Raw genomic sequence first — 13,563 nt, forward strand, 5'->3', positions numbered from 1 at the left:
CATCAAGAGGTACTGTAAGATACATTTATCCAAACTAATATACTGATTATTACTAAAATTAGGGTGAGATTTTATTAATCTCACCCTTTGTATAGTGCTGAAAAATAAATTTCATTATATAATTACTTGAACTTATTCTCTATTTTTATAATTTTTTAGTTAAAGTAAAATGAAACTTAGGGATTTAGTACGAGTGTAGCATGTTGATAAAAAAATGGTTTCTAAGGGAGTCGGTGTTGGAGTTATGTTTACGTATAAAATAAATGTTGATGTCAAAGAGTGGGATTTGTTTTTAGAAAATCATCCTCAAGGAAATTTGTTGCAGAGTAGTGATTGGGCCAAGATTAAGGATACTTGGGGGAATGAGAGAGTTGGATTTTATAAAGAGAATCAATTGGTTGGAGTAGCGAATATCTTAATTCAGCCACTACCATTAGGACTTTCTATGTTCTATATTCCACGAGGTCCAGTAATTGACTATGAAGATAAAGAACTTCTGAAATTTGTGATTTTAACATTGAAAAAAATTGCTAAAAAAAGCAATGCAATAATGGTTAAATTTGATCCAAGTTTATTTATCAGTAGAGGTCTTATTGGGCAAGAAACTGTCCAAAATTCTAGGACTTTAGAAATTATTGAAGAACTGAAAAAAAATAAAGTTTATTGGACAGGCTTAACAAAGGATATGGCAGAAAATATACAACCACGTTTTCAAGCTAATATTCATAAAGAGAACTTCTCGTTGGATCAACTATCCAAGTCCACTAGACAGGCAATCCGAACTGCAAGGAATAAAGGATTGGAAGTGAAATTCGGTGGAATTGATTTATTAGATGAATTTTCATTTTTAATGAAGAAAACAGAGTCTCGTAAGAATATCAGTTTACGAGGCAAAGATTATTATCAAAAGTTACTGACTACTTATCCTAATCACTCTTTTATCACACTGAGCTACTTAGATTTACCTAATAGACTGAAAGAAGTTGAGCAGCAACTCGAAAAGAATCTTAAAATAGCGCAGAAATTTACTGATAAAACGAAAGAAGGCAAAATAAAAGAGAATCAGCAAGAGAGAAAACGATTAGAGGAAGAAATTTCTTTTCTTAAGAGCCATATTGATAGAGGGTACAGTGTCGTTCCATTGTCTGGAACTTTAACCATCGAATTTGGGAAAACTTCTGAAAACTTATATGCTGGAATGAATGAGGAATTTAGACATTATCAACCTGCTATTCCTACATGGTTTGAGACAGCTCAACATTCATTTGAACGTGGGGCAGAGACTCATAATATGGGTGGAATTGAAAACAACTTAGAAGGCGGGTTATTTAATTTTAAATCTAAGTTTAATCCCACTATTGAGGAGTTTGCTGGTGAGTTTAACTATCCAACTAGTTCATTATATTTCTTGTTTAATCTAGCTTATAAGATTCGTAAGAAACTTCGAAGTAGATAGCATAAACACCCCTACATTAAATTTTAAAAAATTAGCTATTAGAACATCTCAGCAGTATATGTTGAGATGTTTTAAATTTAGAGCTTTTAAATGGTAATTTAATAAGGAGAAAATAACAAAATCACTTGAAATAAAGCTCCAATTATGATAAAATGAAACTTGTCGTGTGAACGATAATACTCATTCTTGATGAATTGTGAAACTGTTGCCTTTTGGTTGTTTTGCAAGTTGAAATCAAGAAGAGGAAAAAACAAAAAAGGAGAAATACTCATGGCAGTAATTTCAATGAAACAACTTCTTGAGGCTGGTGTACACTTTGGTCACCAAACTCGTCGCTGGAACCCTAAGATGGCTAAGTACATCTTCACTGAGCGTAACGGAATCCACGTTATCGACTTGCAACAAACTGTAAAATACGCTGACCAAGCATACGACTTTATGCGTGATGCAGCAGCTAACGATGCAGTTGTATTGTTTGTTGGTACTAAGAAACAAGCTGCTGACGCTGTTAAAGAAGAAGCAGAACGTTCAGGTCAATACTACATCAACCACCGTTGGTTGGGTGGTACCCTTACTAACTGGGGAACAATCCAAAAACGTATCGCTCGTTTGAAAGAAATCAAACGCATGGAAGAAGAAGGAATCTTCGACGTTCTTCCTAAGAAAGAAGTTGCACTTCTTAACAAACAACGCGCTCGTCTTGAAAAATTCTTGGGTGGTATCGAAGACATGCCTCGCATCCCAGATGTAATGTACGTAGTTGACCCACATAAAGAGCAAATCGCTGTTAAAGAAGCTAAAAAATTGGGTATCCCAGTTGTAGCGATGGTTGACACAAACACTGATCCAGATGATATCGATGTAATCATCCCAGCTAACGATGACGCTATCCGCGCAGTTAAGTTGATCACAGCTAAATTGGCAGACGCTATCATCGAAGGTCGCCAAGGTGAAGATGCTGTAGCAGCAGTTGAAGCAGAATTTGCAGCTTCAGAAGCTCAAGCAGACTCAATCGAAGAAATCGTTGAAGTTGTAGAAGGCGACAACGCTTAATTCAAATAATTAATCATTACCTAGGAGGGCGGGGCTTAGCCCGGCTCTCCTATTTTTAAAAAATATAGGAGAATTAAAATGGCAGAAATTACAGCTAAACTTGTTAAAGAGTTGCGTGAAAAATCTGGTGCTGGTGTCATGGACGCTAAGAAAGCATTGGTCGAAGTTGAAGGTGATATCGAAAAAGCGATTGAATTGCTTCGCGAAAAAGGTATGGCTAAGGCAGCTAAAAAAGCTGACCGTGTTGCTGCAGAAGGTTTGACTGGTGTATTTGTTAACGGTAACGTCGCAGCAGTAGTTGAAGTAAATGCTGAAACTGACTTCGTTGCGAAAAATGCTCAATTCGTTGAATTGGTAAATGCAACAGCTAAAGTAATCGCTGAAGGTAAACCAGCTAACAACGAAGAAGCACTTGCATTGACAATGCCTTCAGGTGAAACACTTGAAGCTGCATATGTATCTGCAACAGCGACTATCGGAGAAAAAATCTCATTCCGTCGTTTTGCTTTACTTGAAAAAACAGATGCACAACACTTCGGTGCTTACCAACACAACGGCGGACGTATCGGTGTTATCTCTGTAATCGAAGGTGGAGACGAAGCACTTGCTAAACAAATCTCAATGCATATTGCTGCGATGAAACCAACAGTTCTTTCATACAAAGAATTGGATGAGCAATTTGTTAAAGATGAGTTGGCTCAATTGAACCACGTAATCGACCAAGATAACGAAAGCCGTGCAATGGTTAACAAACCAGCACTTCCACACTTGAAGTATGGATCAAAAGCACAATTGACTGATGAAGTTATCGCTCAAGCTGAAGCTGACATTAAAGCAGAGTTGGCTGCAGAAGGTAAACCAGAAAAAATCTGGGATAAAATCATTCCAGGTAAAATGGATCGCTTCATGCTTGACAACACTAAAGTTGACCAAGCATACACACTTCTTGCACAAGTATACATCATGGATGACAGCAAGACAGTTGAAGCATATCTTGAATCAGTTAACGCTTCAGTAGTTGAGTTCGCTCGCTTTGAAGTTGGTGAAGGTATCGAAAAAGCTGCAAATGACTTTGAAGCTGAAGTTGCAGCTACAATGGCGGCAGCTTTGAATAACTAATAATAAAAAGAGGAAGCAGATTTGCTTCCTTTTTCATATAGAAAAACTTTATAAAAAAAATAAAAAGCCCTTGTTAAAGGGCTTTGTGTATTTAGGAGACTAGACTTCGAACTCATAGAGCGCTGTAGATAGGTAACGTTCTCCGTTATCTGGTGCAAGCGCAAGGACTTTTTTACCTGCCCCAAGTTTTTTAGCAACTTCGATTGCTGCATAGATAGCTGCGGCAGAAGAAATACCTACCAAGAAGCCTTCTTTTCCACCAATTTCGCGACCAAGTGCAAGAGCATTGTCTGATGTCACGCGAACGATACCATCATAAGCTTCTGTATCAAGTGTTTCTGGGATGAATCCTGCAGAGATACCTTGAATTTTGTGAGGTCCTGGTTTTTCACCTGATAAGATTGCTGACTCGTCTGCCTCAACTGCAAAAACTTGAATGTCTGAATTAGCCGATTTAAGAGCGTGAGAGACACCAGAAATAGTTCCTCCAGTACCAACACCGGCAACAAAGGCATCTAAACCATCAGCTCCGAAATCAGCTAGAATTTCAGCTCCTGTTGTTCTTTCGTGAACTTCTGGGTTAGCTTGGTTATTAAACTGTAATGGTAGGAAACCATCACGTTCAGCAGCAATTTCTTGCGCTTTTGCAATCGCACCTTTCATTCCTTCACTACCTGGAGTGAGGACTAGTTCAGCACCATAAGCTTGGATGATCTTGCGGCGTTCAACACTCATTGTTTCAGGCATAACGATGACAACTTTATAACCTTTAGCAGCACCAACCCATGAAAGACCGATACCAGTGTTTCCGCTTGTTGCTTCTACAATAGTTGAGCCTAGTTTCAGTTTACCCTCTTGTTCTGCTTTTTCAATCATACTAAGAGCGATGCGGTCTTTAACGGATGAACCTGGGTTAAAAGCTTCTAGTTTTACGTAAACGTCTGCTGCACCTTCTGGTACAATGTTATTCAATTTAACAATCGGTGTTTTTCCGATAAGTTCTGTGATATTGTTATAAATAGCCATGTTAGCACCTCTTTATATAAGATGCTTCTAGTATAACGCTATCTTAAACTTTTGTAAAATATAGAAATCCTATCGAAGCGATAGGATTTTTTTATAACAATCAGAAAAATAGTCAGTGTAAATCTAAAAATTGAGGGAAGGTATTTAAAAGTACTTTACACAAGGTTTACAGGAACTTCAACTTCTCGTAACCCTTGATCTTTTAGGATAACTTTCCCGTTAAAAAATTCTATGAGGGCAGCTTTGGTATCCTCTTTATCTTCTTTATCGACAAAAATAATTGTGTCAACTTGATCTGTAAAGTTGGTTTCGAGTTCCATAAGATTATGTTCTTTAAGAAAATTCCCATACTCTTGATATTGAGCATAGCTCATTTGAATTTGAATCCCTGCTTGTTCTTTAATTTCAACAATTCCAATTTCTTTGACAGCTAAGGCAACACTACCTGCATAAGCGCGAATAAGACCTCCTGCTCCCAGTTTAATACCACCAAAATATCTGGTAACAACTACACAAACATTGGTCAAATTGTGATTTTCTAGAACTCCTAGCATAGGTATACCAGCAGTTCCACTTGGCTCCCCATCATCACTGGTTCGCTTGATTTCACTGCGCTCACCGATAATAAAAGCAGAGCAGTTGTGGGTAGCCTTATAGTGTTCTTTTTTGATAGCAGTGATAAAGGCACGAGCTTCTTCTTCACTATAGACACGTTTTGCATGACAAATAAATCGTGATTTTTTGATTTCTTCTTGGACTTGTCCGTCCTCTTTTATAGTTCTAAATTCCATATTTTTATTGTACTAAAAAATAGTCTAAAGTTCTAGATTTTACGAATAAAGAAGTATGAAAATAAATCCAAATTATCTTGGTCGACTTTTTACAGAACAAGAATTAAGCCCTGAAGAACGACAACTGGCGGAGAAGCTGCCAAGCATGAGAAAAGAGAAGGGGAAACTCTTCTGCCAACGATGTGATAGTATGATTCAAGATGAATGGTCTCTACCTATTAATGCTCATTACTGCCGAGAATGTTTGTTGATGAAGCGAGTTAGGAGTGATCAGGCCTTATATTATTTCCCTCAAGAAGATTTTCCTAAACAAGATGTTCTTAAATGGAAGGGACAATTGACTCCATTTCAAGAGAAAGTATCAGAAGGATTACTTCAGGCAGTAGAGAACCAGCAACCGACTTTAGTTCATGCAGTGACTGGCGCTGGGAAGACAGAGATGATTTATAAAGTTGTTGCGAAAGTTATTAATGATGGTGGCGCAGTTTGTCTAGCAAGTCCACGGATAGATGTTTGTTTGGAATTGTATAAGCGATTGCAGAATGACTTTGCTTGTGAAATAGCTTTACTGCATGGTGAGTCTGAACCATACTTTCGGACACCACTAGTTGTTGCAACAACTCATCAATTATTAAAGTTTTATCACGCTTTTGATTTACTAATAGTAGATGAAGTAGATGCATTCCCCTATGTTGACAACAAGATGCTTTACAAAGCTGTAAAGAATTGTGTAAAGGAAAATGGACTCAGAATTTTTCTCACTGCAACTTCTACAGATGAGTTGGATAAGAAGGTTCGCTTAGGGAAGCTAAAACGACTAAGCCTGCCAAGGCGGTTCCATGGAAATCCTTTAATTATTCCAAAACCCGTTTGGTTATCTGGTCTGGATAAATGTTTGGATAAGTTTCACCTACCACCAAAGCTAAAAAGATATGTTGAAAACCAGAGAAGAACTGGCTACCCCTTACTAATATTTGCATCAGAAATTACAAAGGGAGAGAAGTTGAAGGAAATCTTACAAGAGACATTTCCAAATGAGAAAATTGGTTTCGTATCCTCAGTTACTGTAGATAGATTAGAGCAAGTTCAAGCTTTTAGGGATAGGGAATTGACCATATTGATAAGCACAACAATATTGGAGCGCGGAGTTACCTTCCCTTGTGTGGATGTCTGTGTCGTAGAAGCAAACCATCGTCTTTTTACAAAATCAAGCCTCATTCAAATTGGAGGACGTGTAGGTCGTAGCATGGATAGACCTACAGGAGATCTAATTTTCTTTCATAATGGATTAAATCGTTCGATTAAGAATGCTATAAAGGAAATTAAACTGATGAACAAGGAGGCAGGCCTATGATTTGTTTACTATGTGCCCAACATTTGAAGAAAACTCTAACTTTTGGAGAGCTTCTTATTTTGAAAAAGGAGGAGGGCTCACTTTGTTTAGCTTGTTACTCAAGTTTTGAAATTATTGGGGAAGAACATTGCCCAAATTGTTATAAAAAAGGATTGTCAACTTTGTGTCAAGATTGTCAACTTTGGTGTAAAGAAGGGATTGAAGTAAGCCATGAAGCGATTTTTAGTTATAATCAAGCTATGAAAGACTTCTTTAATCGTTACAAATTTGATGGCGATTATATTCTCCGAAAAGTTTTTGCAATGATTTTAAATGAGAATTTAAAAAAATACAAGGACTATCATTTTATTTTAATACCGTTAAGCCCTGAGAGGTATGCAAAAAGAGGTTTTAATCAGGTTGCAGGCCTAATAGAGGCTGCAGGGCTTTCTCATCAGGATATATTAGGGAAAAGAGAAGAGAAAGCAAGTTCTTCTAAAAATCGTTCGGAGCGTTTGGCCACGGAACTTCCGTTTTTTATTAAAGAAGGCATTAGGATTCCAAAGAAGATTTTATTGATTGATGATATTTATACGACTGGAGCTACTGTTAACCGTGTTAAAATACTGCTCGAGAAGGCAGGAGCAGAAGAGGTTAGAACATTTTCCCTCGTAAGATGAGGAAAAAGATTGCAATAATTTTTTGAAAGCGTTATAATAAATATAGAAAAACAAATATGTTTAGAAAGAAGGTACTTATATGATTAAATATAGTATCCGTGGTGAAAACCTAGAAGTAACAGAAGCAATTCGTGATTATGTAGTTTCTAAACTCGAAAAGATCGAAAAATACTTCCAAGCAGATCAAGAATTAGATGCGCGTGTAAATTTGAAAGTGTATCGTGAAAAGACTGCTAAGGTAGAAGTAACAATTCCACTTGGATCTATTACTCTTCGTGCAGAAGACGTTTCTCAAGATATGTATGGATCTATTGATTTGGTGACAGATAAGATTGAACGCCAAATCCGTAAAAATAAAACTAAAATTGAACGTAAAAACAGAAATAAAGTTTCTACTAGCCAACTATTTACAGATACCTTGGTAGAAGAGACAGATGCTGCTCAACCTAAAGTTGTTCGTTCAAAACAAATTGATTTAAAACCAATGGATCTTGAAGAAGCACTTCTTCAGATGGACTTATTGGGTCATGATTTCTTCATTTACATCGATGTTGAAGATGAAACTACAAATGTTATTTATCGACGCGAAGATGGAGATATTGGTCTTCTTGAAGTGAAAGAATCATAATACTTAATATGCTTAGACTAAAAAGGTGGTTTACACTAGTGTAAACCACCTTTTGTGTTCCTACATGCTACATTTGAGCACAAGTGCTATTCCTTCTTTAAAGGTCGCTTTTTCAGTGCAAATATGGTATAATATTGCGCAAGAGGTTTGTAATGAAAAAAAATGAAATGAATCCCTTTTTTATATTCTTATTTGTTGGGATTTCCTTTATAATCATGACTGTATTGGTTATTTTTCTTCAAAATAACCTAGTCACAATAGCATGCTTATTTTTCTTAATGGTGACATTTCTTTTGCTATTTTATTTTCAGAAGAAATCTTATCAAAAAACAGAAATTGAACAAATCCAATACGTAAACCATCAGGCAGAAGATAGTTTAAGTTCACTCTTAGAACAGATGCCTGTTGGAGTTGTCAAGCTAAACATGGAAAGCAGTGAGATTGAGTGGTTCAATCCCTACGCAGAGTTAATGTTGACAACGGAAGATGGAGAAATTGACCTTCCTCAACTTCAAGAAATTATAAAAACATCCATATCTTCGCCTGGAATTTATGCAAATGTGGGGGAAAAACGTTATGCAGTGCATCTAGATAGAAATTCTGGCGTGCTCTACTTTTTTGACGTTTCTGGAGAGTACGAAGCCACAGTAGAATTGGTTACAAGTCGCCCTGTTATTGGTATTATTTCGGTAGATAATTATGATGATTTAGAGGACGAAACATCTGAATCAGACATCAGTCATATTAATAGTTTTGTCGCAAATTTTGTATCAGAATTTACTGGAAAATATCAGATGTTTTCTCGTAGAGTGACCATGGATCGTTTTTACTTATTTACCGACTATACGGTATTAGAGCAATTGATGCAGGATAAATTTTCTGTAATTGATACCTTCCGTGAAGAAGCTAAGCAGAGAGATTTAGCCTTAACCATGAGTATGGGCTTGTCATACGGTGATGGCGATCATGAGGGTATTGGTAAAGTTGCTTTATCAAATCTCAACCTTGCAGAAGTTCGAGGGGGAGACCAGGTCGTTGTAAAAGAAAATGATGAGACGAAAAATCCAATTTATTTTGGTGGTGGTTCTGCAGCTTCTATTAAGCGAACAAGAACACGTACAAGAGCAATGATGACGGCAATCTCTGAAAAGTTGAGAAGCGTTGACCATGTCTTCGTGGTTGGTCATAAAAACTTAGACATGGATGCTTTAGGCTCTGCTGTTGGTATGCAATTGTTCTCGAGTAACGTCTTGGATGATAGTTATGTGGTCTATGATGCAGAACAAATGTCTCCGGACATTCATCGTGCCATTCAATTTTTAGAGAATGAGGGAGTAACAAAACTCATCCCTCTAACTCAAGCTATGGGAATGGTCACTAATCGTTCCTTGCTAGTGATGGTGGACCACTCTAAGACAGCTTTAACCTTGTCAAAAGAGTTTTATGATTTGTTTACACAAACCATCATTATTGACCACCATAGACGAGATCAGGATTTCCCGGAAAATGCTGTTATCACCTATATCGAGAGTGGAGCAAGTAGTGCGAGCGAGCTTGTAACAGAGCTAATTCAATTCCAAAACTCTAAGAAAGCACGCTTAAGTCGTATCCAAGCTAGTGTTCTTATGGGCGGTATGATGCTGGATACTAAGAATTTCACCTCTCGTGTAACTAGCCGAACCTTTGACGTGGCAAGTTATCTAAGAACACGTGGTAGTGATAGTATTGTAATTCAAGAACTTGCGGCGACTGACTTTGAAGAGTATCGATTGGTTAATGAGCTAATCTTGCAAGGACAGGCCGTACAACCTTCTATTCTTGTAGCTCAGGCCAAGGATGGTAAGGAGTATGATATTGTAGTGATTAGTAAAGCAGCTGATACTATGTTAGCTATGTCAGGTATTGAAGCTAGTTTTGTCATTGCAAAAAACCGCCAAGGGGATATTTCCATTTCTGCACGAAGTCGTAGTAAGATTAATGTGCAACGGATTATGGAAGAATTGGGTGGCGGAGGCCACTTCAACTTGGCAGCTGCTCGACTTGCAGATATGAGTCTGCAAGAAGCGGGTGATAAACTAAAAACCGTTATTTCTAATGAAATTAGAGAAAAGGAGACAGAAGAATGAAAGTAATCTTTTTAGCAGATGTAAAAGGAAAAGGGAAAAAAGGCGAGATCAAGGAAGTGCCAACAGGTTATGCGCAAAACTTTTTGATTAAGAAAAACCTTGCTAAAGAAGCGACTTCACAAGCAATTGGTGAGTTGCGCGGGAAGCAAAAATCTGAAGAAAAAGCACATGCTCAACTTCTTGCAGAAGCACAAGAAATTAAGGCGAAACTTGAAGCAGAAGAAACAATTGTTGAGTTTGTTGAAAAAGTTGGTCCAGATGGAAGAACTTTTGGTTCAATTACTAGCAAGAAAATTGCGGAAGAGCTCCAAAAACAATTTGGAATTAAAATTGATAAACGTCACATCCAAGTACAAGCGCCAATTCGAGCAGTTGGCTTGATTGATGTTCCAGTAAAAATTTATCAGGATGTAACTAGCGTCATCAATCTTCGTGTAAAAGAAGGTTAAGCTAGATTTGAGTAATGATTTTGTAAAAGGAAGGAAAATCTGATGGCAGAAGTAGAGGAACTACGAGTTCAGCCCCAGGATATTTTGGCAGAACAATCTGTATTGGGAGCTATATTTATCGATGAGAGTAAACTCGTGTTTGTTCGAGAATATATAGACTCTCGAGACTTCTTTAAGTATGCTCACCGTTTGATTTTTCAGGCCATGGTTGATTTGTCAGATCGAGGTGAAGCCATTGATGCAACGACTGTTCGTACGATATTAGATGATCAAGGTGATTTGCAAAATATTGGTGGCTTGTCCTACCTTGTTGAGATTATCAACTCTGTACCAACCTCTGCAAATGCTGAATACTATGCAAAAATTGTAGCAGAGAAAGCCACGCTTCGTCGTTTGATTGCGAAGTTGACAGAGTCTGTAAACCAAGCTTACGAAGCCTCAAGTCCAGCAGATGAAATCATTGCGCGAGCAGAAAAAGGTTTGATCGATGTCAGTGAGAATGCAAATCGTAGTGGTTTTAGAAACATTCGTGACATTTTAAATCTTAATTTTGGGAATCTGGAAGTTCGATCACAACAAACTTCTGATATTACAGGGATTGCAACTGGTTATCAGGATCTGGATCATATGACAACTGGTTTGCACGAGGAGGAGTTAATCATTCTTGCTGCTCGTCCTGCGGTTGGTAAGACTGCTTTTGCCTTGAATATTGCTCAAAATATCGGAACCAAGCTAGACAAGACCGTTGCAATTTTCTCACTTGAGATGGGTGCTGAGAGTCTGGTCGATCGTATGTTAGCTGCCGAAGGACTAGTAGAGTCTCACTCTATCCGTACAGGGCAATTGACTGAGGAAGAGTGGCGTAAATATACGATTGCTCAAGGTAATCTTGCAAAAGCAAGTATCTATATTGACGATACCCCTGGAATTCGAATTACGGAGATTCGATCACGCGCCAGAAAATTGTCTCAGGAAACAGGCAATCTTGGATTGATCTTGATTGACTACCTGCAGTTAATTACAGGGACTGGTCGTGAGAACCGTCAGCAAGAGGTGTCAGAGATTTCACGTCAGTTGAAAATTCTAGCCAAGGAATTGAAGGTTCCCGTTATCGCGCTAAGTCAGTTGTCGCGTAGTGTTGAACAACGTCAAGATAAAAGACCGGTATTATCAGATATTCGTGAGTCTGGATCTATCGAGCAGGATGCGGATATCGTAGCCTTTCTCTATCGAGATGACTATTATGAACGTGGTGGCGAAGAAGAGGAAGGGCTTCCAAATAACAAGGTAGAAGTTATTATCGAGAAAAACCGTAGCGGTGCACGTGGAACGGTAGAATTGATTTTTCAAAAAGAGTATAACAAGTTTTCAAGTATTTCGAAGAGAGAGGAACAAAGATGACAGATGCATTTACAGATGTAGCCAAGATGAAAAAAATCAAAGAAGAAATCAAGGCGCATGAAGGACAAGTCGTGGAAATGACCTTGGAAAATGGTCGTAAACGCCAAAAGAATCGCTTAGGAAGACTTATTGAAGTCTATCCATCGCTCTTTATTGTTGAATTTGGGGATGTTGAAGGGGACAAACAGGCCAACGTCTACGTTGAATCCTTCACCTATTCTGATATTTTAACGGAAAAGAATTTGATTCACTATTTGGATTAAGCTTAAAAGTGGGAGTTTTCTCACTTTTTTCTTTTTCTTTCGAATGATATAAATGAGGTCAACCTCAAAAATTTATCTATTCGAAGGAGAATGAATGACATATAGTAAAAAGGGAACTTTTCTTAAGAGAACGACAGTGGGGACAGCTTCCCTACTGTTAGCAGGTGCTTTTTTGTTTGGTGGAGGAGCTGTTCATGCCAATCAGGCAAACAACGGCTCACTGGCACGAGGAGATGATTATCCCTATTATTATAAAAATGGAAGTCAAGAAATTGATAAATGGCGTCTATACTCCAGACAGTGTACATCTTTCGCTGCCTTTCGTTTAAGTAGTGTCAATGGATTTGAACTACCAGCTGCTTATGGGCATGCGAAGGAATGGGGATACCGAGCTCAAAAAGAAGGATATCGTGTAGACCAGAGACCAGCGATTGGAGCTATTGCTTGGAGCACGAGGGGAACACATGGCCACGTAGCTTGGGTTTCTAACGTGATTGGAGACATGGTTGAAATCGAGGAGTACAATTACGATTATACAGAAACGTATTATCGTAGAATAGTAAAAGCAAGCTCTATGACTGGTTTCATTCATTTTAAAGATGTGGGGAATGCTAGTGTAGGAAATTATCAATCTGTACTAGCTTCTAGTGGAACTCATTACTTTACAGAAAAGGCAGCTATTATGAATCAGCCATCATTGACATCTACTATTATTGATTACTACGAACCTGGAATGAGTGTTCATTATGATCAAACTCTTGAAAAGGATGGCTATAGATGGATTAGTTATATTTCAAGAAGTGGGAACAGACGTTATATCCCCTTAATTAAAACGGTAACCTCGAAGAATGGATGGGAAAAACAGGGAACAGTCTGGTACTACTATGAAAATGGCAAAGTCGCACTTGGATGGAAAAAGATAAACGGCAGTTGGTACTATTTCCAAACTAATGGTTCAATGAGAACAGGTTGGCTAAAAGACGGTTCCAAGTGGTACTACTTGAAATCATCTGGAGAAATGCAGACAGGATGGTTGAAGGATAAGGGCATTTGGTATTATCTCGAAAGCTCGGGTGCTATGAAAGCTAGTCAGTGGTTCCAGGTTTCAGGGAAATATTATTACGTGAACGCATCTGGAGAATTGGCAGTAGATACGACTATCGATGGTTTCCAAGTTGATAGCAATGGTGCGCGAGTTGAAAAAAATCCCAATAAGCCTTGACCGATAATCTAACTCT

General features: G+C 38.0%; 13 protein-coding genes. 11 read left to right on the top strand and 2 right to left on the bottom strand.

Annotated features, from left to right (window positions below; translation table 11 throughout):
* Positions 1 to 244 precede the first annotated feature (244 nt).
* From HMPREF2957_RS04505 to tsf, 3 genes are all read left to right on the top strand, one after another.
* Entirely contained in the window at positions 245 to 1,456 is a 1,212-nt protein-coding gene (locus HMPREF2957_RS04505) for an aminoacyltransferase (protein WP_070677871.1), read from the top strand.
* A gap of 270 nt (positions 1,457 to 1,726) precedes the next feature.
* Positions 1,727 to 2,509 carry a 30S ribosomal protein S2 gene (rpsB, locus tag HMPREF2957_RS04510; RefSeq protein WP_004250981.1) on the top strand — a complete coding sequence of 261 codons (783 nt, stop codon included), beginning with the start codon at positions 1,727 to 1,729 and terminating at the stop codon, positions 2,507 to 2,509.
* Positions 2,510 to 2,587: 78 nt separating this feature from the next.
* On the top strand, positions 2,588 to 3,628 hold the full coding sequence (tsf, locus tag HMPREF2957_RS04515; protein ID WP_049494452.1) for a translation elongation factor Ts: 1,041 nt from the start codon (positions 2,588 to 2,590) through the stop codon (positions 3,626 to 3,628).
* Positions 3,629 to 3,727: 99 nt separating this feature from the next.
* Here the strand turns inward: tsf and cysK are convergent, their stop codons facing one another.
* Both cysK and HMPREF2957_RS04525 read right to left on the bottom strand, forming a co-directional pair.
* Positions 3,728 to 4,654 (bottom strand): cysteine synthase A, encoded by a 927-nt coding sequence (cysK, locus tag HMPREF2957_RS04520; RefSeq protein ID WP_049494451.1) that lies wholly within the window; start codon positions 4,652 to 4,654, stop codon positions 3,728 to 3,730.
* A gap of 155 nt (positions 4,655 to 4,809) precedes the next feature.
* Positions 4,810 to 5,445, bottom strand: a complete 636-nt coding sequence (locus tag HMPREF2957_RS04525) for a YigZ family protein (RefSeq protein WP_049494450.1) — start codon at positions 5,443 to 5,445, stop codon at positions 4,810 to 4,812.
* 55 nt (positions 5,446 to 5,500) lie between these two features.
* On the opposite strand from HMPREF2957_RS04525, the gene HMPREF2957_RS04530 reads away from it, so the two are divergent.
* The 8 genes from HMPREF2957_RS04530 (at position 5,501) to HMPREF2957_RS04565 (ending at position 13,547) form a co-directional block, all read left to right on the top strand.
* Complete coding sequence (locus HMPREF2957_RS04530) at positions 5,501 to 6,799, top strand: ATP-dependent helicase ComFA (RefSeq protein WP_049494449.1); 1,299 nt, start codon at positions 5,501 to 5,503, stop codon at positions 6,797 to 6,799.
* Complete coding sequence (locus tag HMPREF2957_RS04535; RefSeq protein WP_049494448.1) at positions 6,796 to 7,458, top strand: ComF family protein; 663 nt, start codon at positions 6,796 to 6,798, stop codon at positions 7,456 to 7,458. The genes HMPREF2957_RS04530 and HMPREF2957_RS04535 overlap by 4 nt, the downstream gene beginning before the upstream one ends.
* Before the next feature lie 79 nt (positions 7,459 to 7,537).
* Complete coding sequence (gene hpf / locus HMPREF2957_RS04540) at positions 7,538 to 8,086, top strand: ribosome hibernation-promoting factor, HPF/YfiA family (RefSeq protein ID WP_004250989.1); 549 nt, start codon at positions 7,538 to 7,540, stop codon at positions 8,084 to 8,086.
* 278 nt (positions 8,087 to 8,364) lie between these two features.
* Entirely contained in the window at positions 8,365 to 10,212 is a 1,848-nt protein-coding gene (locus HMPREF2957_RS04545; protein ID WP_398577646.1) for a GGDEF domain-containing protein, read from the top strand.
* Positions 10,209 to 10,661: a 50S ribosomal protein L9 gene (gene rplI, locus HMPREF2957_RS04550; RefSeq protein WP_049494446.1), complete on the top strand. Its 453-nt coding sequence runs from the start codon at positions 10,209 to 10,211 to the stop codon at positions 10,659 to 10,661. The genes HMPREF2957_RS04545 and rplI overlap by 4 nt, the downstream gene beginning before the upstream one ends.
* A gap of 42 nt (positions 10,662 to 10,703) precedes the next feature.
* Complete coding sequence (gene dnaB / locus HMPREF2957_RS04555; RefSeq protein WP_006153396.1) at positions 10,704 to 12,062, top strand: replicative DNA helicase; 1,359 nt, start codon at positions 10,704 to 10,706, stop codon at positions 12,060 to 12,062.
* Positions 12,059 to 12,325 carry a Veg family protein gene (locus tag HMPREF2957_RS04560; RefSeq protein WP_004250994.1) on the top strand — a complete coding sequence of 89 codons (267 nt, stop codon included), beginning with the start codon at positions 12,059 to 12,061 and terminating at the stop codon, positions 12,323 to 12,325. Before dnaB ends, HMPREF2957_RS04560 begins: the two co-directional genes overlap by 4 nt.
* A gap of 94 nt (positions 12,326 to 12,419) precedes the next feature.
* Positions 12,420 to 13,547: an SH3 domain-containing protein gene (locus HMPREF2957_RS04565; RefSeq protein ID WP_070677814.1), complete on the top strand. Its 1,128-nt coding sequence runs from the start codon at positions 12,420 to 12,422 to the stop codon at positions 13,545 to 13,547.
* The last annotated feature ends 16 nt before the right edge of the window (positions 13,548 to 13,563 follow it).

Source organism: Streptococcus sp. HMSC062D07, assembly GCF_001814215.1.
Classification (GTDB): domain Bacteria; phylum Bacillota; class Bacilli; order Lactobacillales; family Streptococcaceae; genus Streptococcus; species Streptococcus infantis_I.

Excerpts from the sequence above, each read along its gene's own strand:
- HMPREF2957_RS04530 (WP_049494449.1), top strand. The coding sequence starts at position 5,501 with ATGAAAATAAATCCAAATTATCTTGGTCGACTTTTTACAGAACAAGAA.
- cysK (WP_049494451.1), bottom strand. The coding sequence starts at position 4,654 with ATGGCTATTTATAACAATATCACAGAACTTATCGGAAAAACACCGATT.
- HMPREF2957_RS04535 (WP_049494448.1), top strand. The coding sequence starts at position 6,796 with ATGATTTGTTTACTATGTGCCCAACATTTGAAGAAAACTCTAACTTTT.
- rplI (WP_049494446.1), top strand. The coding sequence starts at position 10,209 with ATGAAAGTAATCTTTTTAGCAGATGTAAAAGGAAAAGGGAAAAAAGGC.
- HMPREF2957_RS04545 (WP_398577646.1), top strand. The coding sequence starts at position 8,365 with ATGGTGACATTTCTTTTGCTATTTTATTTTCAGAAGAAATCTTATCAA.
- HMPREF2957_RS04565 (WP_070677814.1), top strand. The coding sequence starts at position 12,420 with ATGACATATAGTAAAAAGGGAACTTTTCTTAAGAGAACGACAGTGGGG.
- HMPREF2957_RS04525 (WP_049494450.1), bottom strand. The coding sequence starts at position 5,445 with ATGGAATTTAGAACTATAAAAGAGGACGGACAAGTCCAAGAAGAAATC.
- tsf (WP_049494452.1), top strand. The coding sequence starts at position 2,588 with ATGGCAGAAATTACAGCTAAACTTGTTAAAGAGTTGCGTGAAAAATCT.
- dnaB (WP_006153396.1), top strand. The coding sequence starts at position 10,704 with ATGGCAGAAGTAGAGGAACTACGAGTTCAGCCCCAGGATATTTTGGCA.
- hpf (WP_004250989.1), top strand. The coding sequence starts at position 7,538 with ATGATTAAATATAGTATCCGTGGTGAAAACCTAGAAGTAACAGAAGCA.
- HMPREF2957_RS04560 (WP_004250994.1), top strand. The coding sequence starts at position 12,059 with ATGACAGATGCATTTACAGATGTAGCCAAGATGAAAAAAATCAAAGAA.
- HMPREF2957_RS04505 (WP_070677871.1), top strand. The coding sequence starts at position 245 with ATGTTTACGTATAAAATAAATGTTGATGTCAAAGAGTGGGATTTGTTT.
- rpsB (WP_004250981.1), top strand. The coding sequence starts at position 1,727 with ATGGCAGTAATTTCAATGAAACAACTTCTTGAGGCTGGTGTACACTTT.